Source organism: Rathayibacter sp. AY1D1 (assembly GCF_002932635.1).
Classification (GTDB): Bacteria; Actinomycetota; Actinomycetes; order Actinomycetales; family Microbacteriaceae; genus Rathayibacter.
In genome coordinates this window covers 47,584-73,519 of record NZ_PSVY01000010.1, presented here as the reverse complement: position 1 = coordinate 73,519, position 25,936 = coordinate 47,584, and the positions used below count along the sequence as shown (strand labels likewise).

The window sequence follows — 25,936 nt, the reverse complement described above, 5'->3', positions numbered from 1 at the left end:
TGCACCGCCCACCCCAAGAACAGGACCAACCGCTCATGGACGTGCAAGAGACCCGACTCCAGCAGGTCCTCGAGGGTGCTAAGCAGTACCGCGTGCCGCTGTACCAGCGCCCGTACTCCTGGACCGCGAAGCAGCTGGATCGGCTCTGGTCCGACGTCGTCGACCTCGCCGCGCAGCGCGTCGACTCTCCGGGCGCCACTCACTTCACCGGCTCCCTCGTTCTCTCGCTGGGCGAGATCGGGCCGGCCGGGTCGCAGTTCCTCGTGGTCGACGGGCAGCAGCGACTCACCACGCTCAGCCTGTTCATCTGCGCCCTGCGCGACCACTACGCGGAGACGCAGCCGGAGTACCCCGAGAAGGTGCAGCGGCTCGAGGAGACGTACCTGTTCGACCGGTTCAAGCGCGGCGATGATCGGTTGAAGGTCCTGCCCACGCAAGCCGACAGGCAGGCGTTCCGGGCGATCGTCGACAGGAACATCGATCAGTCCGTGGCGTCCGGCGTGCTCGACGCCTACCGGTTCTTCCGCACGAAGCTGCACGGCGCCGATGATCCCGACGACGCCTACGACATGGACCGCATCGAGTCGGCCGTTCTGAACGGCCTGGTCTTCGTCTCCATCACGGCGCACGCCCACGACAACGTGTACCGGATCTTCGAGTCACTCAACAACACCGGCCTCAAGCTCACCCAGGGCGATCTGCTGCGCAACTACATCTTCATGCGGCTCGGATCGCGCAGCGAGGAGATCTACGACAGCTGGTGGCTGCCCCTGCAGAAGGCCCTCTCACCAGCCGATCTCGAAGCGCTCTTCTGGATCGACCTGATCTGGTCCACACCGGATGCGAAGCAGGGAGACATCTACTCGCTGCAGGTCGATCGGATGCGATCGCTCACTGAGGATCAGATCGTCGCCGAGGTCCGCCGGTACAGCGGACTCGCCCAGTTTCTGGCGGTGATCCGGAACCCCGAGAACGAGCCGGACCCGGACGTCCGTGCCGCGCTGCAGCGCAATGTGCAGTTGGGGCTCTCGGCGACCGACGCGCTCGTCCTCTACCTGCTCCGGCTACGCGACGCGGGCTCGGTCAGCTCCTCCGAGGTCGCCGAGTCGTTGCGACTGCTCGAGTCATTCATGGTGCGACGAGTCATCATCGGTGCGAGCAGTGCGGCTCTGTCGCGGATCCTCTACCGCGCACCTCTCGAGGTCGGGGAATCGGATGTCCTGGCGACTCTCCACCGCTACTTCTCCGTCGGGCGGAAGTTCTTCGCGACCGACGCGCAGATCCGCGAAGCCGTCCTCTCGAAGCCCTTCTACTACCAGGGTCGACCCGCGCAACGGAAGATGATCCTCGCCTGGCTCGAGGACGCGACTCCCATCGAGTGGCGGAACAGAGACGTCTCCGCGAAAGAGCACACGGATCCCAGCGCGGCCACCATCGAGCACGTCATGCCGCAGACGCTCAGTCAGACCTGGCGCGAAGCGCTTGCCGGTGACCTCGAAACTTTCGACACCGTCGACGAGATGCACGAGTCCTATGTGCACACGCTCGCGAACCTGACTCTGACCTCGTACAACTCCGAGCTCAGCAACCGCCCCTTCTCGGAGAAGCGGCAGCTCCTCGATGCGTCGAGCTTCCGCCTCAATCGCGAGATCGCCGGTCAGACAGCCTGGACTCGCCGTCAGATCGTCGAGCGCGGCTCCGCGATCGCCGACAGGATCATCTCGACGTGGGCCGCCCCCCTCGCTGACACGGATTCAAGGGAGTCCCGCATCTCCTGGAAGCTCGTCCTCGACCTCGTCGCTGCGATCCCTGCGGGGCGGTGGGCCAGTTACGGCGACATCGCGATGGTCGCTGGAACCCATCCCGTCCCACTCGGGCAGTTCCTCATCCACGCTCCGGCGCCGAACGCGTATCGCGTCCTCAAGCAGTCGGGTCAGATCTCGCCGGGCTTCGTCTGGGGCGCCGACAGCCCGCATGCTGACGTCGCCCCTGAGGAGCTGCTGGCGTCGGAAGGCGTGGCCTTCGATTCCGCCGGCCGCGCAGATCTCCGACACAAGCTGACGGTTCCGGAGCTCGCCGAGCTCGTAGGGCTCTCGATCCACTCCGACATCGACTTCGTCCCGGACGAGGGGAACAGCGAGCGGGCAGAGTTCCTCGCCGGTCTCGCCGATCGGCAGGCCCCGTCGACCGTCCACGGTGTCGTCGAGCTCCTCGACGAGTGGGAACGTCTCGGAGGCATCCTGGACTTCGGCGCCGCGGAAGAGAAGTCATGCTTCCTCGTCGCACGCGGCTCCGCTCCGGCTTCGAAGAGCATCTGGCCGCTGACGCTCTACCCGAGCGGCAGTGTCGAGGTCGTCTTCCAGCACATGCGGAGCCGCGCGCCCTTCGACTCGCTCCCTCTGAGACAAGCGCTGCTCAGTCGCCTCAATACCGTCAGCGGCGTCGACCTGCCCGCCGACCGGTTGGAGAAGCGACCTTCCTTCGACCTCGAAGTCCTCGCCGACCGGTCTGCTCGACGGCAACTCGTCGAGGTGCTCGAGTGGTTCGTGGGTGAGCTGACAGCGCACGACAACTCGCTTGTCAGCAGGAGCGGATGATCTGGGAGCAGATTACCGCGCGGGCTCGAAGAGCGGATCCGTTCTGGTGTCTCAGAACTCGTCTCCACTGATCCCACTGGCCGCATCCAGGAGTTCGCGCCGCCGCTTCCATACCGCCCCGCCGTGCTGACCTCAGGCTCCGACGCGAAAGGAGAAGCGATCGTGAGCGCTTCGGCCCGCGCGGCTTGACCTCGAACCCACGGCCCAGTGGCGGCCGGCCGGCTCCGGCCCCCGAAAATCACCAGCGGACAAGAGGCCTCGGGCATGGAGGACGAGAATCACCACATTCCACCGCTCACTCAGCGAGCGACTTCCACAGCGAGGCGTTGGTCTCCGTCATCGCCCAGCCGTCGCCGGGCCAGAAGATCGGCCAGCGGGTGTCGCCGCCCATGCGGTTCTTCATCCACACCGTTGCCCGGCCGAACGCGCGCTGCATGGTCAGCGGCTCGACGCCGGTCACCTTCGCCACGTCCTCGAGGGCGACCGCCGACGGCGACGCCGCGGCGAGGATGTCGAGGACCTGGCAGAAGAGCTTGATGGACTTCGCTTCGCCGGACCGGAGGACCTCGAACTCCTCGAGGGTCCACTCCCGCGAGTCTTCGATCATCTCGGCATCGTTGTTCAAGACTCTTGCAGCCCCCAGGCTGCTCACGCTCGCTGCGCTGGAGTTCTGCGCTGCGATGAAACGCATCACAGGAATGACGAGGTCTTCGGGCACGGGCACATTCACGTAGGCGGTCATTATTCTTTCCTTTTCTCTGAGATGAAGTCGAACAAGAAGACAATAACACGTCTTGCATGAGTCTTGCAAGACCGGCCGGTGCTGGGCGTGCGCGCCAGCGCCCCCGTGCGCACGAGGCGAGCAAGAAGATCACCGCCGCCGCGGCTTCTCGAACGGGAGCCTCGAGCCGATGCCGTCGCCGAGAGGTCCGGCTCCTCCCGCCTGTGCACGTCGCCACGCTGACGAGCAGGGCGCATCGATCGCCTCTGCGCAGAGGCTCACGATCTCCTACGGGAGTCCCCTCCGCCCCGTTCGATACCGTCTCCCCCATGCCCGACCCCACTCCCGACACCCCCGAGGTCGCTGCCGAGCACCTCCGCGCGGAGCTGCAGCTGCGGCGCTTCGGGCGGCTCCGCCTCACCATCGACATGGCGCTGGGCAGCGGGTTCCTCGCGCCCTACGACCTCGTCGTCGTCCGCCTCGACACGGGCGCCGAGATCATCCGCGTGAAGGCCGATCTCACCGATCCCCACTACCTCCTCGGTCAGGTCGAGCTCGACCTCGAGACGAAGACGGTCGCCGAGTTCCTCGAGGAGTGGCGTCCCGCCTGACCGGGTCGGCACAGCCGCGATCCCGGTGACAGGGACAGCACGGCGCCGAGGCGACTGGAGCAGGACAGCGGGGATCCGCGCCCCCTCGCCTCACCGATCCGCAGGAACCCTGTCGCGCTCTCCCTCAGCGACCACCACCGGCACCCACGCTCCGCGCGCCGGCCGCCCCGCCCACCACACGTACACTCCGGCGGCGACCACGGCGCCTCCGGCCGCGACCGCCCACCACGGGAACCCCGCGACGTCGGGCGACTCCCCCGCCGCGTCCACGTCCGACTGCGGCGTCGGGATCACCCGTTCGCCGGTGACGAGGATGCGGTGGGTGTTGATCCCGAGCGGGGTGCAGGTGACGAGGGTCAGGAGGTCCTGGCCGGGCTGTACGAGGAGGCTCTGCGTGTCCTCCGGCTCGACGACGAGCGTCTCGCGCACGCGGTAGGTGACCACCTCGCCGTAGACCTCGATGGTGAAGGTGTCGCCCACGTCGACGCGGTCGAGGTGGGTGAAGAGCTCGGCCGAGGCGAGGCCGCGGTGGCCGGTGAGCACCGAGTGGGTGGAGGGGCCGCCGACCGGCAGGGCGGTGCCCTCCAGGTGGCCGACGCCGCGCTCGAGGACGGCGTCGCTCGTGCCGTGGAAGATCGGCAGGTCCACGTCGATGGCGGGGATCCGGATCCGGGCCATCAGCCCCTCGGCGTCGCCGCGCAGGAGGGAGGAGTAGCGCTCGCGGTCGGCGACCTGCTCGTCGTCGGCGAGGGGGAGGCGCTCGTTCGCGGCGACGGCGGCGCCGCCTCCGCTCAGGCTCTGGTTGTAGGCGCGGGCCTCGACGAGATTCTGCCGGAGGGTCTCGGCGCCGAGGTCGGTGATGTCCTGCGTGAGGGAGTCGATCTCGCGCGCCTGCTCGACGGCGCTCAACCAGCTGGCGGCGACGGGGTACAGCAGCAGCGCCACTCCCGAGAGGCTGATGAGCGCGATGACCAGCGGGGCGATCGGGAGCCGCCAGCGCGGCCGGCGGTGGAGCTGCCTCCGCGGAGGAAAAGGGCTGGAGACAGAGGAATGCGGGGCACCCGACGGGTGCCCCGCATTCGACTTCGTCATGGTGTGACGTTACTCCGCGGTCTGAGCAGCCAGCGCGGTGCGACGGCGCGAGGCGATCAGGCCCGAACCGATCGCGAGGGCGAGGAGCGCGCCTCCACCGAGGGTGAACCACTGCGCGCCGCCACCGGTGAGGGGCAGGGCGAACGCCGGCACCTGGGTGTGGAGGAACTCGACGTAGTTCTGGATCGGCGCGGTGGCCGAGCTCGGTCCGGCGACGACCTGCGTCAGCACCTGGGCCGGGGTGGGCAGACGGAATCCGGCGGGCGGGGTCAGCTCGCGGACGTAGTAGTTGCCCGGCGTGATGATCGGGATCTCGACGATGCCGTTCGCTCCGGTCGTCCAGTTCTGGTTGCCGTTGATGAACACCGGGTTCTGGCCGAGGTTGGCGTCGTTCTCGGTGAGGAACACCTGGTAGATCGCACCCGCGAGCGGCACGCGGTTGGCGCCGTTGTTCTGGTAGGCGTACACGGTCAGCTGACCGATCGGGGTGCTGCCGGTGACCGTCTCCGTGGCCCCGTTCACGACGCTCGTCGCCGAGTTGGTGATGATGCCGTTGGCCGGGATGGCGGTGGCGCGGGTGAGCACCGTGAGGGTGACGACGCCGCCCTGAAGACCCTGGAGCTTGGTGAGGCCGGACTGCAAGAAGTTCAGCGTGACGTTCCGGGTCGCGGCGTCGTAGCCGAGCGTGTAGTCGGTGTTCGCGATGAACGCCGGTGCGGGCGCGGTGCCCGCGGCGCTGGTCACCGTGATGCCGGTGGGCGCGACGCCGGCCGGTCCGGTCGGCAGGTAGGTCAGCTCGGCGGGGAGCGTGTCGGTGAGGGTGAACGCGTCGAGCGTGTCACCGGCGGCGAGCACCGGCACGTCCGAGGCGATGGCCCAGCGGATGAGGTCGGGGTTGCGCGCCTCGACCGAGTTCGCCGCCGCGGGGACGCGCGTCTTGGTGAGCTCCGTGACCGCGTTCTTGGGGTAGACGTGGACGTCGTAGATCCACTGGTTCGCCGGCGCACCGGTCGGGCCCGTCGGGAACGGCAGGGTGACGAGGAACGGCGTCGCGCCGTTGGTCGCTCCGGCGGGGAGCTGGGTCTCGGTCACGAGGTAGAGGCCGAGCGGCATGCTCGCGCCGTTGTTGAACACGGCCTCGCCGTCCGTGCCGCTGGTGGCGGTGAAGGTGTCGGCGGCGGTGACGCGGGTCGCGGCGGAGCCCGGGGTCAGGTTCGCGACCTGGTTCCAGCCGTCGGGCGTGGTGAGGTCGACGCCCTGGACGCGCGCAGCGGTGAACACGGCTCCGGGCAGCGCGTCCCCGGGGACCGTGATCTCCTGGCCGGTGCCGATCGCCTGGCCGTTGTTGGAGCCCAGCGCGAGCTTGTGCACGGTGAGGGTGCGGCTGATGGTCGGGTCGATGTTGCCGGGCAGCGTGACCGCTGACGCCGGCGCGACGGCGGTGAAGACCGCCGCAGCGCTCAGCGCGAGGACGCCGGCTGCGGCGGCGAGCCGCCTGGTGAGTGAGCGGGACATGTGATCTCTCCTACTGAGGTCGTGAGTGCTGGTGTCGTGGAGTCGAAGGTGTGCGGGAAGGGGTCTGCGGGAGAGCGCCGGGGCTCTCGGTCGGGGAGTCACCGGGAGGGGCCTCGCAGCCTCCGGCGCCGCTCCCAGAGGAGGAGGCCGAGTGCGAGAGTGAGCACCGACCCCCCGCCCAGGAGGAACGCGTCGGTGCTGGCGCCACCGGTCAGCGGCAGGCGTGTGGGGTCCACGGGGGCGTTGACGAAGCGGTAGACCGCCGTCTGACCGGCCGTGGGGGCCGTGATCGTCCGCGAGGCGACCGGGGACCACGTCGTCCCGGTCAGGCGCTCGAGACGCAGTTCCTGGTACGCGAGGCGGCGGGTCGGATCCGTCGCCGCCTCGGACAGCGTGTAGCCGTGGCCCGGTCGCACCTCGAAGGTGCTCGCCGGGTTGCCCGCGGCGGCGTACTCCGCGCCGACCCGGGTCTCCGTCGGGAGCGTCGCTCCGGCCAGTGCGGCGGGCGTCGCGGTGACGCGCCAGTCGGCCGCCTGGAAGCCGGTCTGGGGGCGCAGGACCTGCTTGACCAGGGTGATCGTCGCGCTGGCGTTGTCCACGGTGCAGGTGACGGCGGCGCCGTTCGTCGGGGTCACGTCTCCGGCAGCGCTCACGGTGAGGGCGGCGCCGGTGTCGGTGCGGCACTGCCAGGGTGCGGTCTGCACGTAGGTCGCGGAACCGCCGGTCTCGGCGAGCCGGTAGGCCACACCCGGGGTGACGGGGATCGCCGACACGCCCGCGGAGCCCGCGCGGCCGGTCGGGCCGGGCAGGGCGCCGGTCGGGCCGGTGGCGCTGAGCGTGAAGTCGCTGGGCAGCGCGCTGCCGGAGCTCACCGTCTTCACGAGCGTGAGGGAGGCCGTGGGCCGGTTCACGATCGAGCACTCGACGACCGCCGCGGAGGCGATGCCGGTGAGGCTCGCGCTGATGACGGTCCCGGACTGCGAGAACGTGGTCGCCCGGGCGGTGCCGTTGACCGTGCAGGCGCCGCTGACGAACGCGAAGCCCGTCTGCTGCACCTCCGAGACGGTGAGCGTCGCCCGCGACGCCTCCGTGCCGAACAGGACGGTCCAGGCGGCCTGACCCGCCGCGTCCGTCTGCTGGCGGGGCGACTGCTCCGGCAGCAGGGCGACGGTGCCGGCGGTGGCCGTCGCGGTCGTGCCCACGGTCCAGTCCACGCCGGGGCGGGTCGTGCCGGAGGCGTCCCGGATCGTCTTGGTGATGCGCACCGTCGAGGCGGGGCGCGGGGAGTTGAAGAAGGTGCAGGTGACGTTGACGCCGAGCCGGTTCGGGAGGGTGACTGTCCCGGTCGGGTTCGAGCCCGTGCTCACCCGCACGCCGTCCGCGTAGCACTCGTAGATGCTCGTGTAGGCGGTGATCGGGGAGGCGGAGCCCGCGGCCATCGCCTCCGAGACCGTCACCGTGCTGTTGATCGGAGTGGGGAAGGGGCCGATCTGCGCGGTCTGGCGGCCGGTGGTGGCGCCGGTGGTGGTGGCCGTGGCGAACGGCGACGCCGGAGAGCCGGCGGCGGCGGTGAGCTGGAACTGGTCCGCCGCGGCCAGGCGGCCCACCACGCTCTTCTGCACGGTGATCGTGGCTGGCGAGGAGCAGCCGGAGAGGTCGACGGCGTTGACGCTCACGCGCGGCGTGCCGCTGACGCGGGTCCAGGTGGTGGCGTCGAACTCGTACGCGCTGCCGGGGATGGCCGGGACACCGTTCGCGGCGGCGACGTCGCCGTTGGCGAGGTAGACGGTTCCACGCGGCGAGAAGGCGATGCCGTTGATGTTGGCGAAGGCGGCGTCGGTCCCCGTCACGGCCTTCGCGATCGAGGTGTTCACCGGGAGGGTGCCGCCGGTCGCCGCGGCCAGGGCGTCGGCCGGCACGGTGAAGATCGCGGCGCTGCTGGCGTTGTTGACCGAGCCCGCGCCGACGACGTAGAGGTTGCCGCGAGCGTCGAACGCCATGTCGCCGTTGCCGTTGGGGGTTCCGGAGGTGGGGAAGGAGCCGACGAGGGCGAACCGGGTGGCGACGGGGTTGGCCTCGGTGAAGCTCCAGATGTAGAACTGGCCGCTCGCGAAGCTGCCGAACAGGTACCGGCCCGTCCGGAGGTCGACCGCGCCGGCGACGATGCTGCCGGTCACCTGCGCTCCGCCGGCCACGGTCGTGTACGCGCTGTTCGCGATCCTCTGGAAGCCCGCCTCCGGCGTCCACCTGAGGACGGCGTCGACGTCCGTCGCGTCGGACGAGCGGTCCAGCGCGTACGCGAAGGCGCCGTTCGCGCCGACGCCGAGCGCGTTGGCCTCGGCGGTCCCCGACCAGCTGCCGATCGAGGTCAGGGATCCCGTGACGATGTCGGCCTGCTGCAGGGCGCCGGCCGCTGTGAGGGAGTAGAAGCGGCCGGTGTCGCAGAACAGGCGCGGCGTCTGCACGGTGTTCGTGAAGGTGCAGAGCACCTCCGCTCCCGCCTCGCTGGGGATCGTGATCGATCCGGCGGCGGAGGCTCCGGAGGCGATGACCGTGCCGCCGCGCGAGCACTCGTAGCTGTTGGAGTACCCCAGGCCCGCGCCCGCGGTCTGCGCCTCGGCGATCGTGTACGTCGCTCCGGACTGCACGGTGAGGCGGCTGATCTGCGCGGCCTGGATCCCGGTGGCGGTGCCCGTGGTGGTCGCCGACGCGAGGACGGTCGTGCCGCTGCGCACCGAGAGCGTGAACTGGTCGCCCGTGGCGCTGCGCACCGGCAGGTTCTTCCGGACGGTGAGGGTCGTCGCGGCCTGGATCGTCACGGACGTCGGGGCGGAGGCGATGAGGCCGGTGGGAGTCGTGGTCCCGGTGCTGTACGTCCCGGCGGCGGCGGCCACCACGTCCACCGAGATCGTGCAGGAGGTCGCGCCCGCGGCGAGGTCGCCGCCGACCGTCGAGACGGTGGAGGATCCGGCGGCCGCGGTCACGGCGAACGCCGTTCCGGTGACGTCGGTGCAGGACCCTCCGACGGCAGGCGTCGGGGCCACGACGAGGCCGGCCGGGAGAGCGGTCGAGAAGCGCCAGTCCGCCTTCGCGAGGAGGTCGCTGGTGTTGGTGACCGTGTAGGTCAGCGTGGTCGGCACCGTCGCGGTCGGCACGGCCTGCGTGAAGGCCGCGTCGAGAGCGGGGGTGACGTCGAGCACGCGGAGGTCGTCGACGGCGAAGGCGCTTCCCGTGCCGGTGACCGTGTTCACGAGCTGCACCTGGGCTGCGGCGATCTGCGCCGGAGTGAGGAGCGCGGTGCTCGTGCCGGTGTAGGCGGCGGCGCGGGCGGAGGCGGGGAGCGCGGGATCGACGAGCGAGCCGAGCCCGCCGACCAGCGGGAGGGTCGGGGACGTGTAGAAAACGCCGCCGGTCGCGGCGCAGGGCACGACCGGTGCGGCGAATCCGGTGAGGACGGTGGACCCGCCGGACACCAGGTTGAGGGAGAGGGACGCGTTGTTCGTCCCGCACTGCCCGCCGGCGGCGTTCATGCCGACGGCGTAGTAGCGGGCGGCGGGCGCGGAGACGCCGATCCCCGCGGCGCTCTGGGCGACGGTCGTGCCGCCGGTGATGGTGGCGTACGGGTACTCGACCAGGGCGTGGTTCGCCTGCGTGCCGGTGTTCGAGCCGTTGGCCGGTGCGGTGCTGGAGGTGGACCCCTGCACTCCGGCCGCCACCTGGCCGAGGACGTCCGCCATGCGGCGGGTCTCGCGTGCGGCCGACGATCCCGTGCCGACGGTGAGGAGGGGCCGGGTCGGGCAGAAGGCGGAGTTGGGGTAGGGCGCCGTGTAGTTGACCAGGACGCCGGTGCAGTTCGTGGCGGTCGACCAGCCGGTGGCGGCCGTGTAGCGGCCGTTCGCGTAGGCGGTGAGCGCGCTCGGGGTGGCGGTCAGGCCCTGCTCGAAGGTCTCCGTCCACACCTGCCGCGGGGCCTCGGCGACGCCGGCCGCGAGCGTGGAGAAGCCTCCCGCTGCTCGCGCCGTCGCGGGCGGGCCGCGGTCCGACTCCTGATCGTCGTCCGAGGCCGCCGTGGGAGCGGGCGCCGATCCGGCGGGCGCCGTCTCGACGGGCTGCTCCGTCCCTGCGGCGCCGCGGGGTGCTGCGGGATCGGGCTCGTCCTGAGCGGGCTCCTCCGCCGTCGCACTCGGCGACTCCGCGGCCTCGGCGGGTGCCGACGGGGCGGACGTCGACGGGGCGGACGCTGACGGAGTGGGTGCCGAGGTGGCAGATGCGGAGGGGGCGGGTGCCGGATCGGCCTCGGGGGCTGCCGGCGGTGTCGGTGCGACGGGCGTCGGGAGAGGAGCGGGGGCGTCGCCGGCGACCGGATCCGCCTGGTTCGCGGCCTGAGCGGGAGACGAGGCGGAGACGTCGCCGAGCCCCCACGAGCCGACGAGGAGAGCGCCGATCGTCGCGAAGACGACGGCCCGCATTCCGAGGCGCGACGGCGCTCGGTGCCGTGAGTGGCGGCGCCGCCGGGTCGTGAAAGCCATGGTTCTGCTTCTCAGTCGTGTTGTCGATCGTGGAGATGAGCGAAACGTCGACACGACGAACGACACGGATGTCGCAGCGAGTGCGGAGGCCCCAGACTCCGGAGGGGAGCACGCATTCCCCGCGGGCTTCCGAAGATGAACGTATAGGTCGGCCTCCCTCTCGCCATAGAGAAGTGAGCCCCCCTTGTCGGGGCCATAACCGATGAGAAAAGGACCGGGGTGAAGCCGAATATGGCGCCTTTTGACGGGTCCTCGCGAAGGAGTTCTAAGAAGTGAGCGCGCGCGACCGGCTCGGCTCACTCCTCCCGTCAGGTCCCGTGCAACGCTCGGGCCCCACCCGGCCACGTACTCGGTAGACGCCCGACCGACGAAGGATGGACCCGATGACGCGACGCACACTCGACGACCTGCTCTCCCGCAGCGACCCCGCGACCGACGACCGGGCGCCCGGTGTCCGCACCGCCCTGCACAGCGTGATCGCCGAGACCCGCGAACGCGCGCCCCGCCGTCCCGCGCGGTCGAGGGCGTGGTGGCTGGCGGCTCCCGTCCTCCTCGTCCCGGGTCTCGTGCTGGCGACCAGCGCCGGCACCGACGTCCGCTCGGTCCCCGACTTCACGATCCCGATCAGCTACACCACCGACTCCGGCGCAGCGGTGTCGTGCTCGATCGACTACTTCAACGGAGAGATCGACTACCGCGAGGTCACCACCTCCGCGACCGACTACCTCCGCGCGCAGGACTGGAGCGGCGTCGGCCAGCGGATCCACGACGACGCGGTCGCCTACACGACCGACCCCGTCTGGCTGGCCTCGGACATGAACAGCGACGGCCCCGGACTCTCTGACGAGACGATCCGCTGGCGCGCCTGGATCACCGCGGCGGACGACCACATCCTCGACACGATCCCCGAGGGCGTGATCGTCGAGGGCGACGGCGGCCTGGGCGGCAGCACCGACTGCACGGGAGAGCTGTGATGAGCGCCGGCGAGGCGGCGCCTGCGATGGCGCGCAGCGTCGTCCGCTCCCCCGCGCGCGACCGGGAGGCCGAGATCACGGCCCTGGTCGAGCGGGAGGCGCCGGACCTGCTCCGCTACTTCGCGCGGCGGACGGCGAGCCCCGAGGACGCCGCGGACCTCCTCAGCGACACCCTCCTGATCCTCTGGCGGAAGGAGCGGTCGATCCCCGAGGACGAGACGCGCGCGCGGATGTGGGCGTTCGGCGTCGCCCGGCGGGTGCTCTCGGGCCAGCGCCGCACCGCGACCCGGAGGAGCGCGCTCGTCGAACGGCTGGCGGAGGAGCTCCGCATCACGCCGCCCGCACCCGCCGACGACGCGGCCGAGGACGTCCGCGCCGCGATCGCGCAGCTGAAGCCCGTCGACCAGGAGATCATCACCCTCGTCTACTGGGACGGCTTCTCCCTCGCCGAGGCGGCCGAGATCCTGTCCCTCCGCGCCACGACCGTGCGGAGCCGGCACGCGCGGGCGCGGGCGACGCTGCGGGACGCGCTGGGGGCGGCGATGTGAGGAGGGGTGCGGGGCGGGCGTGCCGGCAGCACCATCCGGAACACGTGGGGCCAGGCCGGCACAACGCCCCCGCCACGAACGACGTCCGGCCCCGCCCCGCAGGCACCTAGTCGAGGAAGTACGCGTTCACCTTCTCGTCGGTGTCCAGGATCTCCTCCGAGGGCACCCCGACTCGGGCCGCGAGGTCGATCGCCCCGAGAAGCGCGACCTCGATGTCGGGAGAGAACGCCCGGTCGAGGATGTCGATGAAGTGCAGCATGCTCGTCTCGAGCTTCGCCAGGAGATCGGCGTAGTCGGCGGCCAGCTGTTGATCGAGTGAGCGCTGATCCTCGAGATATCCGGCGATGAGCGCTTCTTCCCGGGCGGAGAGCGAGGACGACGCGACGCTGAACATGACGGAGCCGACGGTGTTGCCGATGACGGCGCCGAGGACGGGGACCGGGATGAGCACCTGCCCGACGACCGAGGACAGCGCGCTGATGCCGGCCTGGAGGCAGAGGATCTCGGAGTTCTCGATGAACTCGATCTCGGAGATGTCGCCCGCTCGCAGCCTGCTCGCCTGGCCCGCGATCCCCAGCGCGGCGGTCGTGACCGTGTTCGCCGTGGCGGCCGACGTCGCAGTGAGATTGGTGAGTGAGTAGATCGTGAGACCGCGGACACCGCCCTTCACCGCGCCGAGACCGGAGGCGTTCGCGATGTCCTTCCAGTCGTCGGCCGAGAACTCCTTGAGCTTCGTGCCTTCGCGGCGCTTGTCGAGGACCGCGGAGACGAATGCGGTCCCACCCTCGATCCCGGCGGCGACGACGGTGGCCTGAGCGCCCTGGCGCACCGTCGCCCGGTTCTCCCGAACGGCAGCCGTGCGGGCGGCCTCGTCGGTCGCCGTGATCCTTCCCTCCTCCGCCGCGAACGTGTCGGCGTACGCACCGAGCTGCACGTCCCGGTACTCCAGCCGGGAGGGCTCGAGTGCCGCGATGTCGATCGTCTCGCTCGAGAAGAAGGCCTCCACACGGTTCCAGTCGCGGAGGGACGGGCCGTCCCCGCTGCGGGAGAGGAGCTTCGCTGCATCCTCGGCGGACATCGCGTGCAGCTTCTGGATGGCCTCGAAGTGGTCGCTCGGGATCTGGTACCTGCCGCCGTTCCTCACGAAGTCCGGGTACCTCTCGAGGTGCTCCGTGATCGCGCCGAGGCCGAACCGCCCGCCGGCGGTGGAGAACTTCTGCTGGATCAGCAGGCCGTTCCGCATGAGATCGACAGGGCCGTTGTCGTTCACCCAGGAGTTGCCGCCGGTCTCCCCGAGCACAGCGGCGCGGGCGTTGCCGATGCCGACCTCGGCGACCTCGGCGATGAATCCGTGCGCGCCCTTCACTCCACCGCGGTTCGACGAGACCACGTCGCCTATGTGCAGGAGGGCCGTATCCAGATGGTCGAGAGCCGTCGAGAGGTTCTGGTCCTGCCTGCTCAGGGCGCCCATGAGTCGATCGACGCGGACCTGGTTCAGGTAGCCCACCCAGGCGGCGACGGCCTGCTCGTGAGTGCTTCGGGCGACGTCGGCGAGATCAGGCATCGTCGGCGGCCTGCTCCACACGGGCGCTCAGCAGTGCCGCACTCGCTTTCGCGATGTTCACCAGCGCGCCGAGCTGCGACTGCTGAGCGGGAGCCAGGGTCGCGAAGTCCGCCCCGAAGAGCGGCAGCGCCTCGCCGTAGACCTTCAGAAGCAGCTCTCGAGTAGAGGCGGTGCGCTGGAGGAGGTCGTCGATCTGCGCGTCCATCGCCTGCACCTGCGCGATGTTCCGCATCACGGCGGTGAGCATCTCGTGCTTCGTCTCGCGGTTCTCGAACTTCTTCTTCGTGAACAGGACGACCGAGGTGAGGACGGCGGCGCCTGCGAGGCTCCAGCCGACCGGGCCGGCCAGCGCGAGCAGCGCTCCTCCCGCGACGGTCCCTCCGCCACCGGCAGCGACGGCCCCGCCGCCGAGCCATGCCAGGGCGGCCTGGCTCGCAGCGGCACCGGACAGGGTCGAGATCGCGGTCCCGGTCGACGCGGTGCCGAACGTGGTGGCGACCCACATGGCGGCGGTCGGCGCGACGCTCGCGATCGCCGCGCCGGCGGTGACACCGGCGCCCGCTCCCGCCGCGGACTTCCGTGCAGCGACGAGATCCGCGCGGGCGATCTCCTCGGCGTCCAGGAACCGGGCTCTGTCGAGCTCGATCTGCTCGAAGTCCCTGCTGAAGGACTTGGGCGTGTTGGCGATGCTGTTCACCACGAGCTCGACGAGAGCGATCAGGTCGGTGGAGCGCTCGCGTTGCCGGAGGAGGGAGAGCCCGTCGTCGCTCATCGCCGTGAAGGCGCGGTTGTATTCGGCCGTGACCTCCTCGTACGACTGGAGGCTCCTCGGGCCGAACTTCTCGGCGGCTGCTTCGCGGAGATCGCCGGCCTGCTCCATCACCTGCGTCGTAGCGCTCCGCGCACGCTTGCTCAGATCGCCGGCAGCTCGCGCGACTCTCTCCTTCGCCCTGTCCAACTCCGGTCGCTCGACCATCACCTGTACCTGTTCCCCGTAGACGCCTTTTCCCGGCTCGACACTATCCAGCCGCGTATCGAAAGGTGATCGGGAACACCGCTGCCGACGCTTCTCGGACACCCCTGCCGGATGAGTCGCCCCCGCCGCTCTTCCTCCGGCTCGCGGCCCTCCGCGCCCCTTCACCCGGCACCCCCGCCTGAGTAGCATCCCCCGCATGAGCAGGCTCGTCGTCTCCGTCCTCACCTCGCTCGACGGCCGCTTCGAGGGGCCCGGGCACGACCTCTCGGCGCTGCCGTTCGAGGACGCGTTCAACGACCACAACCTCGAGCTGCTGCGCCGCGCGGGCACGCTCGTCTACGGCGGCCGCTGGTTCCGCGACAACTGGGACAGCTGGAGCGCCGTCGCCGCGGACGGGACGGCGGGCGAGCGGGAGCACGAGACCGCGCGGCTGGTCACGTCGCTCGACGCGCTGGTGATCAGCGACTCCCTGGCTCCCGACCCGGAGGCGCCGTGGGCCGCCACCACCCGGATCGTGCCGCGGAAGCAGGGTCCGGCCGAGATCGAGCTGCTCAAGCAGGGCGACCGGGGTGACCTGCTGATGTTCGGCAGCGGCACGACCTGGAATCCGCTCCTCGAGCAGGGCCTGGTGGACGAGCTGATCGTCCTCGTCGGCGCAGGCCTCGCGGGCGGCGGGACGCCGCTCTACTCCGGAGCGCCGCAGCACGGGCTGCGCCTCCTCGACGCGACGGTTCTGCCGGACTCTGAGCTGGTGCGGCTCCGCTACGACGCGAGCGGGGCCGGCGAGCGGCCGCACAACCTCCGCTGAGACAGGGCGGCCTCCCTCAGGAGCCCACGCCCCTCCTCTCAGCTGACGTCGTGCGCGCCCGAGGCCGGGGCAGCTGGTGAGAGCGAGCCTCCAGCGGACTCCTCCGGCCGGCGGAGTGCCCGAGCGCACAGCCGGACCCCCAGAAGCGCAGTCGCCGCGCCTCCCGCCAGCATCCCGGCCCCCACCACCGTCCACGTCGTCAGGCTGGAGCTCGGCGCGCCGAGCAGACCGTAGAAGAGCCCGACCCCGCTGCCGACCAGAGCGGCCGCGACCAGCGGGATCGCCAACGCCGATCCCTTCTCCGACCGCGTCCATGCCGAGCTGCAGAGAACGGCGACGGCGCCGATCAGCCAGCCGACGCCGGGGATCAGCAGCCAGCCGAAGGCGAAGACCAGGGAGGCCACGACCGCGAACCACCGACGGTGGAGGACCGTCCGCTCGTCACCGCGATGGACTCCGGCCTCGACTCCGCTCGTCATGCGTCGGAGCCTACGGAGACGGCCCGGACCGCGGCACGAAGTGGCGCGGGATCGGCCGGACGGCGCCACTCCCTCCTCCGCTCGGTGCTGAGGAGCCGGTCCTGCCGAGCCGGTCCTCGAGCGCTGACACTCGGCCCACCTGAGGCGCCTCCCGCCCTCCGCTCACCCCGCGACGGTCAGCGACACCTCGACCGCCACGTCCTCCGGCCCCTCCCCCAGCACCGTCTGCCGCACCTCGACCCCGTCGAGCCGCAGGCCGCGGTCTCCGGCGGCGTCGAAGAGCGCGACGATCGCCGGATGCAGGGTCCCCTCGGGCAGTTCCTCCCCGTCGCGGGGGCGCCAGGTGGCGACCAGCTCGGTGCGCGCCGGGAGGACCGCGGCGAGATCGGCGAGGTCGCCCTCCGCCTCCGCCGACGTCGGCCAGCAGCAGACGAGCTCCGCCGAACCCCGCTCGCCCGCCCGGAGCGCCGTCCAGAAAAGTCCCGTCGGCCCGAGCCCTGCCGCGTGCACTCGAATGGCGAGCGCGCCGAAGATCTCGTTCGCCTCGTCGTCGCCCGGCCCGTCGGCCTCGTCCAGCGCGATCGTGAGGACCTGGCCGACGTAGGGCTGCGCCGGCATCGTCCGTTCGGCGACCTCGACCGGCACGGCGAGCGCCCGCAGCGCCACCTCGGCGGCCTCGAACGCCCGGTCCTCCTGCTCCCGCTCCGCGAGCACGCGCTCCCGATGCGCCTGCAGCGCCTCCGCCGCGGTGCCGGCTCGAGTCGCCGCCGCGACCTCGGGCAGCGGGACCCCCGCGCTCCGGAGGGCGCTGATCACGACTCCGGCCCGGACCTGCGCGTCGGCGTACCGGCGGTACGACGACCGCTCGTCGACCTCCGCCGGGACCAGCACGCCCTTCTCGTCGTAGTGCCGGAGCGCCTTCACGCTCAGACCCGTGATGCCTGCGTACTCCCCGATGCCCACCATGCCTCCAGCATCCCGTCTCCCCCGGCGGGAGGGTCAACGAGCGGGAGGGTCAACGAGCGGGAGGGTCGAAGGGCGGCAAGGTCGACCGGCAGGAGGGTCGACCGGCGGGACGGGTCGACCAGCGGGACGGCCAGCAGCGGAGCCGGGCGGGAGGCGACGCGACCGGCGTCGGCGGACCCGACCCCGCATCACGCCACGCGCCCCCGCCTCAGCCCGCCCGCCTCACCGCGCGCTCACCAGCCCTCGGGCCCCGCGCTCCCTGCCTCGTACTCGTCCAGTGGAGCGTCGCCCGCGGCCCAGGCGGAGAGCACCGGAGTGATGATGCGCCAGCACTGCTCGGCCACGTCGCCCGGGACCGAGAGCAGGGTGTCGCCCTGCAGGATCCCGGCGAGGACCTGCGCGTAGGGGTCGAGCGTGGCCGCGCCGGGCTGCGCCGTCAGGGTGGTGCGCTCGAGATCGGTCAGCTCGTCGGCGCTGTTCACGACCAGGTCGAGGCTGACGTCGCCGCCCTTGAGACCGATCCGGAGGACCGACCCGGCGTCGCCCTCGGCCGCCTGCAGGCCGCGCGGGGGCGTGGCGGCGCGGAAGTGGATCGCCACCTCTCGGCGCGGGTCGCCTATCGCCTTGCCGGAGCGGAGGACGAAGGGGACGCCCGCCCAGCGCGGGGTGTCGACCTGGAGCAGCAGCTGCGCGAGGGTCTCGGTGCCGGTCTCGGGGTCGACGTCGGGCTCGTCGACGTAGGAGGGGAAGAAGCGGCCGTCGACGCGGCCCTCGGTGTAGCGGGCTCGGCGGGCGGAGGAGGGGTCGTCGCGCCAGAGCCGCACGGCGCCGAGCACCTCGGCCATGCGCGCGTGGACCTCGTCGGGCGCGACCTCGTCGGGGCGCTCCATCGTGGTCAGCGCGAGCACCATCAGGAGGTGGCTCTGCAGCATGTCGCGCAGCGCGCCGGTCTTCTCGTAGAAGGCCGCGCGGCCCTCGATGCCGAGCGTCTCGTCGTAGACGATCTCGACCTTCTCGATCCACTCGGCGCTCCAGCTCGCCTCGAGCATGCTGTTGCCGAAGCGCAGGCCCAGCATCCCGAGCACGGTCGCGTTGCCGAGGAAGTGGTCGATGCGCCAGAGGCGGCTCTCGGGGAGGACCTTCGCGAACGCCGCGTTGAGGGCGATCGCGTCGTCGAGGTCCTCGCCGAACGGCTTCTCGACGGCGACGACCAGCTCCTCGGGGAGGTCGAGCTCGGCGAGCGAGGCGGCGACCTTGTGCCCCATCGCCGGAGGCAGGGCGACGTAGAGCACCGGGGTCGACGGGCAGGCGTCGAGGAGGGCCTTCAGCTGCTCCGGGTCGGAGGCGTCGGTGGCGACGAAGCGCGCGCGCGACGCGAGCGCCTCGACCGTGTGCGGGGCGACTCCGGCCGCCTCGAGGCTGCGGCGGACGAGGCTCTGCCACTCCTCGTCTGTCTGGGGCGTGCGCGCCGCGCCGATCAGCGTGAGCTCGAGGTCGCGCGCGAGCTCGGCCACCCGGCCCAGGCCCGGCAGCAGCAGCCGCTCGGTGAGGTCGCCGCCCGCTCCGAGGATCGCGATGCTCCGCCGCTCGCTCCCCAGTGCCGCGGCCTCGGGGATTCCGATCTGCTCCGTCATGGTGTCTCCCTCGTAGCCGTCGTGAGTCAGCGGCCACAGTACGCGCCGGGCCCTGGCGCGAGGCCGGGAGCCGGGAGGGGTTGAGGAAGCGGGCGCGGAGTGGCAGGGCGGCGCGGTCGGGAGCGAGAGAGCTGGACAACCTCCGCTGAGACGCGGCCTGCCGTGTCGGGGCAGGGACCCCCCTTCTCAGCCGACGTCGGGCCGCGACCCACGACGCCGGGCCCGCCGCAGCCGTCCCGCACAGCACGTCATCCCTCTCCGGTGCCGTCCGGCGGTACCCTGCCCGCATGCGCCTGCGACAGGTCGTCCTCGACACGGAGGACGCCCGCGCCCTCTCCGCCTTCTACCTCGCCCTGCTCGGCGGCGAGTACCGCCCCGGCGACGAGCCGCCCGCGGACGGCTCGGACGACGAGGCGGAGTGGGTCGCGATCGTCACCGCCGACGGCGCGAAGCTCACGTTCCAGCGGGTGGCCGCCCTGCCGCGCGCGACCTGGCCGGAGGGGCCCGTCCCGCAGCAGCTGCACCTCGACTTCATGGTCCCGGACGCCGACGAGCTCGACCGGCAGAAGACCCGGGCGCTCGCTCTCGGCGCCGAGCTGATCGAGGACAGGAGCGAGGACCCGGAGGAGGCGCTCCACGTCCTCGCCGATCTGGCGGGCCACCCGTTCTGCGTCTTCGTCGCGCCCGACTACCCGGCGGAGTAGGGGCGCGCGGCTTCAGCGAGCCGCACGCGTCGGATCACATGCCGGTGATCGTGACCGTCGTCGTCGCCGCGATCACCGCGGCTCCCGTGACGCTCGCGGCGGTTCCCGCGAGGACGGCGGCGGCCGCCGGCCCTGCCCAGTGCTGCGCCGCGAGCGACCGGATCGCCTGCCGGTCCGGGATGCCGGGCCTCGGCGAGAGCGCTCCGGCCGCGTCGAGCAGGCCGATGAGCGCCGCGTCCGACGGAAGGGGCGCCCTCCGAGCCGCGAGGACCTCGGCGACCCGGATCCGCAGCCGCTCGTCCTCCGCCGGCTCCACGGCGGCGACCCGCTCGAGGAGGGCGGCATGCAGCTCCCTCCGAGTGAGGCGGGCGATCCACCAGGAGACGCTGCGCGGTGCTCGCTCCGCTGCGATCCACCCGAGGGCCCCGTCGAGCACGGCGTCCCCGAGCGCGGACCGCTCCGGCCCGAGGGCGACGGCTCCGGCGTCCACCTCGACGCGCCGCTGGAGGGAGAGCTCCGCGAGGACGGAGGCGGCCAGGACGGTGTCGAGAGCGCCCGACGAGGCCGCGGGCCGCCCGTCGCTCCGCCGCAGCAGGAGGAGGAGAGCGACGGGGAGGGGCGGCTGCCCGGCTCCGGGGGGCGCAGCGGCCGGCGGGATGGTGGAAGCGGGCTGTTCCGAGGAGTTCCGTGTCGAGTCGTCCATCCCTCGAGCCTGACACCGACCCCTCGAGACCGCATCCGCCGGGCGACGGGTCCTCCGTCGTCCGACCGGCCGACCGGCCGGACACGCCCGAGAGCCCACGTCGCGCCCCGAAGCGGACCGCTCCTCCGCCACATCGGGCGTCAGACCACCCCCGCCGCCGTCCCCGACACGATCAGGTCGGCGCGGTCGCGAGTGGCCTCGATCAGCAGCGCGTTCCGCCCGTCGACCTCGGAGGCCCAGGCGGAGGCCGCCTCGGGGGCGCGGCCGAAGGAGACGTGGCGGTCGACCAGGCGCTCGAAGCGCTCGGTCTCGGGAGTCGCGCAGAACCAGGCCTCGTCGAACTCGGCGCGCAGCAGCGCCCACGGGCCCTCGTCGACGAGGAGGTAGTTGCCCTCCAGCACGACGAGCGACGCGGAGGGGTGCACGGCCAGCGCGCCGGCCACTCCCTCGTCGACGGTCCGCTCGAAGGTGGGCGCATAGACGACGTGGTCGGTCTCGGCGCGCAGCCTCCGCACCAGGGCGAGGAAGCCCCAGCCGTCGAACGTGTCGAGGGCGCCCTTGCGGTCGTGGCGGCCGAGCTCGTCGAGCGTGGCGTTGGCGAGGTGGAAGCCGTCCATCGGCACGAAGGCGGCGGTCCCCTCCCCCGCGAGCTCGTTCGCGCGGGCGACCACGGCCCGGGCGAGCGTGGTCTTGCCGGCCCCGGGGCTGCCGGCGATCGCGACGATCGCACGGCGGCCCGGCGAGGTCAGCGCGAGCGCGCGCCCGGCCAGCTCGTCGAGGCCGGGCCGCACCGCGTCGGGCGCGACCTCGGTCTCAGGCCTCGCCACGGCTGCTCTCCAGCGCGTTCACCAGGAAGCCGTGGGCGTGGCGGGCGAGCGCGGGGCCGTCGTTCCAGAGGTTCCGCCACACGGCCAGGTCGTTCGAGAGGGTCGGCGAGACGACGGCCGACGAGAAGGACTCGAAGGTGATGGGTCCGCGGTAGTCGATCGCGGCGAGGGCGTGGAAGAACGTCGTGAAGTCGAGGTGGCCGCTGCCGAGGTAGCCGCGGTGGTTCTCGCCGATGTGGACATACCCGAGACGATCCCCGACCAGCAGCACCGGGCGGAAGAAGTCGTCCTCCTCGATGTTCATGTGGTACGTGTCCAGGTGGATCAGGACGTTGTCGGCGCCGATGTCGTCGGCGAGGCGCAGGGCGTCCGCGGCGGTGTTGATGACATTGGTCTCGTAGCGGTTGCAGATCTCGAGGCCGAGGGTCATGCCCTTCGTCGCAGCCTCGGCGGCGAGGTCGGTCAGCACCGAGACGACGTTCGCGCGGCCCGCGGCCGAGAGGGGCGCGCTGTACTTGCCGAGCGCGCTGTAGAGGGCGCCGGTGAAGTGGGTGCCGCCGAGCGCGTGGGTGGTCTCGAGGGAGTCGGCGAGCAGCTTCGCGCCGCGGGCCACCACCTCCGGGTCGTCGCTGGAGACGTCGGCCGAGAAGGCGAGGCCGCGCGAGCAGACAATGCCGAGGTCGTTCGCCTCGAGGGCGGCGCGGGCGGAGGCGGTGTCGAGGTTCTGCACGTCGTGCAGCGAGAGCTCCAGCAGGTCGAATCCGGCCGCCTTGGTCTGCTCGATCGTCGCGGTCACTTCGTCGGGGGTGGTGCCGCCGGCGAAGACGAGGGCGTGCACTCCGAGAGGGTTCGTGGTCATGGTGGTGCTCCTTGATCGAGAGGTTCAGGGGCGGCGTCGGGCCGCGGGGTCGGTGTCGAGCAGGTCCGCGAGGAACGCGTGGCCGGAGGTCGCGAGGGCGACGGGGTCGTGCCAGAGCTCGCGCCAGAGGCCCATGCCCTCGGCCGAGGCCGGGGGCTGGACGGCGGGCGAGAAGCTCTCGAGGGTGAGCGGACCGCGGTAGCCGGAGTCGGCGAGCGCCGCCGCGAGCCCGGTCCAGTCGGTGCTCCCGGTGCCCAGCTCTCCGCGGTGGTTCTCGGAGGCGTGGAGGTAGCCGAGCAGGTCGCCGGCGTCGCGGACGGCGCTCGCGAGGTCGACCTCCTCGAGGTGGGCGTGGAACGTGTCGAGATGCAGGAGCACGTTCGGCGCGTCGAGGTCGCGGAGGAACGCGGCGGTCTGGGCGGCCGTGTTCAGCAGGTTGCTCTCGTAGCGGTTCACGTTCTCCGCTCCGACGACGACGCCGGCGCGAGCGGCGGCCGCGGCGACCCTCCGCAGCACGTCGAGCGAGCGCGAGCGGGCAGCCGCGTCGGCCGCGTGCTCGTACTTGCGCATGGCGGAGTAGGTGACTCCGCCGACGTACCGCGCGCCGATGGCCTCGGCGAACCGCACGGCCGCCAGCAGCCGCTCCTCGCCGCGGCCGACCGTGGCCTGGTCCGTGATGTCGGAGTCGGCGTCCAGCGCGAGCGAGACGACCGCGTCGATCCCGTGCTCGTCGAGCAGGTCGGCGGTCCACGCGGAGGCGTCGGGGTCGGCGGGAGCCGGGATCTCGATCAGGTCGAAGCCGATCGAGGCGGCGGCGCCGATCGCGCGGCGCCCCGACTCCGGCGTCCAGTCGCCGACGAGCAGGCCCGCGTGGACCCCGATCGGCGACGAGCGCTCCGTGCTCCCGCGGTGCAGGAACTCGGGGTGCATCAGGCGGCCTTCGCGCCCGTGATCAGCGAGACGAGCTCGTCGCCGCTGGTCTCGGCGGTGCGGCGGCCGGCGACGGCGAGGCCCGCGCGCATCACCCACACCTGGTCGCTCAGGCGCATCACCTGGTCGAAGTTGTGGCTGATCAGCAGCACGGCCACTCCGGCGTCGCGCAGCTTGAGGATGATCTTCTCGACGCGTGCCGTCTCCTGAACGCCGAGCGCCGCGGTCGGCTCGTCCATGATCACGATCTTGCTGCCCCAGCCCGCGGCCCGGGCGATCGCGACCGCCTGGCGCTGGCCGCCCGAGAGGCGGCGGACCTTGCTGGTGACCGGCGGGACGTTCACGGCGAGGTCGCCGAGAAGCTCCTGGGCCGTCTTCTTCATCTGCGTGCGGTCGAGGAACCGCACCCCGGGCACGCCCTTGGTGAGCTCGCGGCCGAGGAAGAAGTTCTGCCACACGGTCAGGTCCTCGACCAGGGCGAGGGTCTGGTGCACCGTCTCGATGCCGCCGTCCCGCGCGCCGAGCGGAGTGGTGAAGTGCACCACGTCGCCGTCGAGGGTGATGGTGCCGGAGTCGGCGGGGTGCACCCCGGAGAGGCAGCGGACGAGGGTGGACTTGCCCGCGCCGTTGTCGCCGATCAGGGCGGTGATCTCGCCGCGGCGCATCGACATCGACGCTCCCTTGAGAGCGTGGACGCCGCCGAAGGACTTCTTGATGTCCCGCGCTTCGAGCAGGATGTCGCTGGTCATGGCTGGGCTCACTTCTTCTGGTAGCGGGTGATGAGGGCGGCGAGCACGACCACCAGGCCGACGGCGAGGGGCTGGTAGAACTGCGAGACGCCGAGCAGGGTCAGGCCGTTGGTCAGCGCGGTCAGGAGGAACGCTCCGATGATCGGGCCGACGATCTTGGCCTTGCCGCCGGTGAGGCTCACTCCGCCGAGCACGACGGCCGCGATGGAGTTGAGCAGGTACTGCGTGTTGATGGCCGGCTCCGCGGCGCCGACGCGGGCGACGAGGAGGAGCGAGCCGACTCCGGCGAGGACGGCGGCGATGATGTACACCGCGATGCGCACGCGTCCGGCCTTGATGCCGTTGGCGACCGCGCTCTCCTCGTTGCCGCCGACCGCCTGCACGTGCAGGCCGAAGCGGGTGCGGAACATGACGACCCAGGCGACGACTCCGATGACCGCGGCCAGGATGATCGGGTAGCCGATGATCCCGATCGAGCCGGTGGTGAGGCGGAGCAGCTCGGGGCTGCCGACCGTGATCGGCTTGCCGTCGGAGACGATCAGCGCGAGGCCGGTCGCCACCGAGAGCGTGCCCAGTGTCGCGATGAAGTCGGTGACCTTGCCCTTCGCGATCAGGAAGCCGTTGATCACTCCGATCAGCCCCGCGAAGAGCAGGGCCGCGAGCGCCGAGAGCCAGAAGCCCCAGCCGGCGCTCCAGCCGATGCCGAAGCCGACCGCTCCGACGGTCATCGTCGCCGAGATCGAGAGGTCGATGCCGCCGGTGGTGATGACGAAGGACTGGCCGATCGAGAGGATGACCAGGATCGCGGCGGCGACGAGCATCGCCTTGATGTTGCCGAGGCTGAGGAACGTCGGCGTCGCGATCGAGAACACGATCACCAGGGCGACGAGCCCGATCGGTGCGGCGTTCTCGGCCCAGAAGCTGAGCTGACGGAGGTTCGCCAGCAGCGGGGAGGCGCTGGCCGGGGGTCGGGCGGTGACTGAGGTCATGGTCGCTTCCTGGGTTGCCATGGGCGGGAGGTCCTACTTGCTGGGGACGAGCGCGGCGAGCGGGTTGTCGAACTCCTCGAACGGCTGGGGGAAGGCGCCGAGGGCCTGCTCCGCGGTCTCGGAGGTCACGAGTGCGGTGGGCGACTCGATCTCGGCGGGGATCTCCTCGCCGGCGCCGACGGCCTCGCACGCCTGCACGCCGAGCTGGCCGATCGCGTAGGGGTACTGGGCGACGGTGGCGGTGAGGCCGCCGTCCTTCACCGACTGCAGCGCGTCCTCGTTGCCGTCGACGCTGACCACCTGCACGGAGCCGGTGAGGCCCGCGTTCTCGACGGCCTTGACGATGCCGAGGCCCATGTCGTCGTTCGCGGCGAAGAACGCCTTCACGTCGGGGTTGGCGGCGAGGATGTCGGTCGCCTTGGTCAGCGCGACCTCGCGCTTCCAGTCGGCCGCGGCCTCCTGGACGACGGTGAGGTCGGAGCCGATCGCGGCGGTGAAGCCGTCGACGCGGGCGGCGCTGGTGACGTCTCCCGAGACTCCGCCGATGACGGCGACCTCGGAGCCGGCGGGCAGCTGCTGCAGGAGGAAGTCGCCGGCCTTGCCGCCCGCGGCCTCGTTGTCGGTGCCGATGTAGGTGGTGACGTCGAGGTTCGCTGCCTCGACCGCGTCGGGGTCGAGCGGGCTGTCGATGTTGACGATCGTCTTGCCGGTGGCGGAGGCGAGGGCCTGCACCAGGTTCGTGCCGCTGATCGGGTTGACGATGAGGCAGCCGAAGTCCTGGCCGGCGACGGTGGTGAGCTTGTCGGCCTGGCCGGTGGTGTCGCCGATGTCGGCGGCGGCCTGCACCGAGACGTCCACGGAGTCGTCCTTCGCGGTGTCCTCGATGCCGTTCTCCATCGCCTGGAAGAAGGGGTTGTCGAGGCCCTTGATGACCGCGGCGACCTTGGTCGATCCGGAGCCGCCGGCGGCCGTGTCGCCACCCGAGGCGCAGCCGGTGAGGAGGAGTGCGAGGGCGCCGACCGGTGCGAGAACCGGGAGGAGGCGGCGTGCTGTGCGGTTCATCGTCATCCTTGAGGATCAGTGGCACCACTGCGTGCCGGTGTGTGAAAACTACCCGGGCTTTCGCGTTACCGCAATACGAAAGTCGGGGAACTTCAGGTT

22 protein-coding genes are annotated in these 25,936 nt (G+C 71.5%); 6 read left to right on the top strand and 16 right to left on the bottom strand.

Going from position 1 to position 25,936, the window contains the following annotated elements; genetic code table 11:
- Positions 1 to 35: 35 nt before the first annotated feature.
- Complete coding sequence (locus C5C56_RS09085) at positions 36 to 2,597, top strand: DUF262 domain-containing protein (protein ID WP_104319435.1); 2,562 nt, start codon at positions 36 to 38, stop codon at positions 2,595 to 2,597.
- A 295-nt stretch (positions 2,598 to 2,892) separates the two neighbouring features.
- Here C5C56_RS09085 and C5C56_RS09080 read toward each other — a convergent pair whose 3' ends face one another.
- Complete coding sequence (locus C5C56_RS09080) at positions 2,893 to 3,339, bottom strand: hypothetical protein (protein WP_146086467.1); 447 nt, start codon at positions 3,337 to 3,339, stop codon at positions 2,893 to 2,895.
- A 308-nt stretch (positions 3,340 to 3,647) separates the two neighbouring features.
- Between C5C56_RS09080 and C5C56_RS09075 the strand changes: the two genes are divergently transcribed.
- The gene (locus tag C5C56_RS09075) at positions 3,648 to 3,929 is read left to right on the top strand and encodes a hypothetical protein (RefSeq protein WP_104319433.1); all 282 of its coding nucleotides are present in this window, start codon (positions 3,648 to 3,650) and stop codon (positions 3,927 to 3,929) included.
- Between the two features lie 90 nt (positions 3,930 to 4,019).
- On the opposite strand, the gene C5C56_RS09070 is transcribed toward C5C56_RS09075, so the two are convergent.
- The 3 genes from C5C56_RS09070 to C5C56_RS09060 all read right to left on the bottom strand — a co-directional run bounded on the left by C5C56_RS09070 (position 4,020) and on the right by C5C56_RS09060 (position 11,065).
- Positions 4,020 to 5,021 carry a class C sortase gene (locus C5C56_RS09070; protein ID WP_104319432.1) on the bottom strand — a complete coding sequence of 334 codons (1,002 nt, stop codon included), beginning with the start codon at positions 5,019 to 5,021 and terminating at the stop codon, positions 4,020 to 4,022.
- Between the two features lie 9 nt (positions 5,022 to 5,030).
- The gene (locus C5C56_RS09065; protein WP_104319431.1) at positions 5,031 to 6,536 is read right to left on the bottom strand and encodes a SpaH/EbpB family LPXTG-anchored major pilin; all 1,506 of its coding nucleotides are present in this window, start codon (positions 6,534 to 6,536) and stop codon (positions 5,031 to 5,033) included.
- A 98-nt stretch (positions 6,537 to 6,634) separates the two neighbouring features.
- The gene (locus C5C56_RS09060; protein ID WP_146086466.1) at positions 6,635 to 11,065 is read right to left on the bottom strand and encodes an LPXTG cell wall anchor domain-containing protein; all 4,431 of its coding nucleotides are present in this window, start codon (positions 11,063 to 11,065) and stop codon (positions 6,635 to 6,637) included.
- 383 nt (positions 11,066 to 11,448) lie between these two features.
- On the opposite strand from C5C56_RS09060, the gene C5C56_RS09055 reads away from it, so the two are divergent.
- Together C5C56_RS09055 and C5C56_RS09050 are read left to right on the top strand one after the other, a co-directional pair.
- Complete coding sequence (locus C5C56_RS09055; RefSeq protein WP_104250223.1) at positions 11,449 to 12,039, top strand: hypothetical protein; 591 nt, start codon at positions 11,449 to 11,451, stop codon at positions 12,037 to 12,039.
- A gap of 26 nt (positions 12,040 to 12,065) precedes the next feature.
- A complete protein-coding gene (locus C5C56_RS09050) occupies positions 12,066 to 12,587 on the top strand; it encodes an RNA polymerase sigma factor (protein ID WP_104319451.1) in 522 nt (173 codons plus the stop codon).
- Between the two features lie 106 nt (positions 12,588 to 12,693).
- Here C5C56_RS09050 and C5C56_RS09045 read toward each other — a convergent pair whose 3' ends face one another.
- Together C5C56_RS09045 and C5C56_RS09040 are read right to left on the bottom strand one after the other, a co-directional pair.
- Positions 12,694 to 14,151 carry a hypothetical protein gene (locus C5C56_RS09045; RefSeq protein WP_104288028.1) on the bottom strand — a complete coding sequence of 486 codons (1,458 nt, stop codon included), beginning with the start codon at positions 14,149 to 14,151 and terminating at the stop codon, positions 12,694 to 12,696.
- Positions 14,144 to 15,034 (bottom strand): hypothetical protein, encoded by an 891-nt coding sequence (locus C5C56_RS09040; RefSeq protein WP_219813881.1) that lies wholly within the window; start codon positions 15,032 to 15,034, stop codon positions 14,144 to 14,146. Before C5C56_RS09040 ends, C5C56_RS09045 begins: the two co-directional genes overlap by 8 nt.
- Before the next feature lie 289 nt (positions 15,035 to 15,323).
- On the opposite strand from C5C56_RS09040, the gene C5C56_RS09035 reads away from it, so the two are divergent.
- Positions 15,324 to 15,935 (top strand): dihydrofolate reductase family protein, encoded by a 612-nt coding sequence (locus C5C56_RS09035; protein ID WP_104319429.1) that lies wholly within the window; start codon positions 15,324 to 15,326, stop codon positions 15,933 to 15,935.
- Positions 15,936 to 15,973: 38 nt separating this feature from the next.
- Here C5C56_RS09035 and C5C56_RS09030 read toward each other — a convergent pair whose 3' ends face one another.
- The 3 genes from C5C56_RS09030 to C5C56_RS09020 form a co-directional block, all read right to left on the bottom strand.
- Positions 15,974 to 16,414, bottom strand: coding sequence for a hypothetical protein (locus C5C56_RS09030; RefSeq protein ID WP_104232963.1), 441 nt, complete (start codon positions 16,412 to 16,414; stop codon positions 15,974 to 15,976).
- Positions 16,415 to 16,576: 162 nt separating this feature from the next.
- Entirely contained in the window at positions 16,577 to 17,380 is an 804-nt protein-coding gene (locus tag C5C56_RS09025) for a MerR family transcriptional regulator (protein WP_104319428.1), read from the bottom strand.
- A 233-nt stretch (positions 17,381 to 17,613) separates the two neighbouring features.
- Positions 17,614 to 19,014 (bottom strand): glucose-6-phosphate dehydrogenase, encoded by a 1,401-nt coding sequence (locus C5C56_RS09020; protein WP_104319427.1) that lies wholly within the window; start codon positions 19,012 to 19,014, stop codon positions 17,614 to 17,616.
- A gap of 287 nt (positions 19,015 to 19,301) precedes the next feature.
- Here C5C56_RS09020 and C5C56_RS09015 point away from each other — a divergent pair, with 287 nt between their 5' ends.
- Entirely contained in the window at positions 19,302 to 19,718 is a 417-nt protein-coding gene (locus tag C5C56_RS09015) for a VOC family protein (RefSeq protein ID WP_104319426.1), read from the top strand.
- A 34-nt stretch (positions 19,719 to 19,752) separates the two neighbouring features.
- Here C5C56_RS09015 and C5C56_RS09010 read toward each other — a convergent pair whose 3' ends face one another.
- The 7 genes from C5C56_RS09010 to C5C56_RS08980 all read right to left on the bottom strand — a co-directional run bounded on the left by C5C56_RS09010 (position 19,753) and on the right by C5C56_RS08980 (position 25,837).
- Positions 19,753 to 20,421: a GPP34 family phosphoprotein gene (locus C5C56_RS09010; protein WP_104247042.1), complete on the bottom strand. Its 669-nt coding sequence runs from the start codon at positions 20,419 to 20,421 to the stop codon at positions 19,753 to 19,755.
- A 140-nt stretch (positions 20,422 to 20,561) separates the two neighbouring features.
- Positions 20,562 to 21,248: a nucleoside/nucleotide kinase family protein gene (locus tag C5C56_RS09005; protein WP_208543338.1), complete on the bottom strand. Its 687-nt coding sequence runs from the start codon at positions 21,246 to 21,248 to the stop codon at positions 20,562 to 20,564.
- Entirely contained in the window at positions 21,235 to 22,107 is an 873-nt protein-coding gene (locus C5C56_RS09000; RefSeq protein ID WP_104222717.1) for a sugar phosphate isomerase/epimerase, read from the bottom strand. Before C5C56_RS09000 ends, C5C56_RS09005 begins: the two co-directional genes overlap by 14 nt.
- Before the next feature lie 24 nt (positions 22,108 to 22,131).
- Positions 22,132 to 23,037, bottom strand: a complete 906-nt coding sequence (locus C5C56_RS08995) for a sugar phosphate isomerase/epimerase (protein WP_104319425.1) — start codon at positions 23,035 to 23,037, stop codon at positions 22,132 to 22,134.
- Complete coding sequence (locus tag C5C56_RS08990) at positions 23,037 to 23,786, bottom strand: ATP-binding cassette domain-containing protein (protein ID WP_104222715.1); 750 nt, start codon at positions 23,784 to 23,786, stop codon at positions 23,037 to 23,039. The genes C5C56_RS08995 and C5C56_RS08990 overlap by 1 nt, the downstream gene beginning before the upstream one ends.
- Before the next feature lie 8 nt (positions 23,787 to 23,794).
- Entirely contained in the window at positions 23,795 to 24,775 is a 981-nt protein-coding gene (locus C5C56_RS08985) for an ABC transporter permease (protein ID WP_104222714.1), read from the bottom strand.
- A gap of 33 nt (positions 24,776 to 24,808) precedes the next feature.
- Complete coding sequence (locus C5C56_RS08980; protein WP_104222713.1) at positions 24,809 to 25,837, bottom strand: substrate-binding domain-containing protein; 1,029 nt, start codon at positions 25,835 to 25,837, stop codon at positions 24,809 to 24,811.
- Between the last annotated feature and the right edge of the window lie 99 nt (positions 25,838 to 25,936).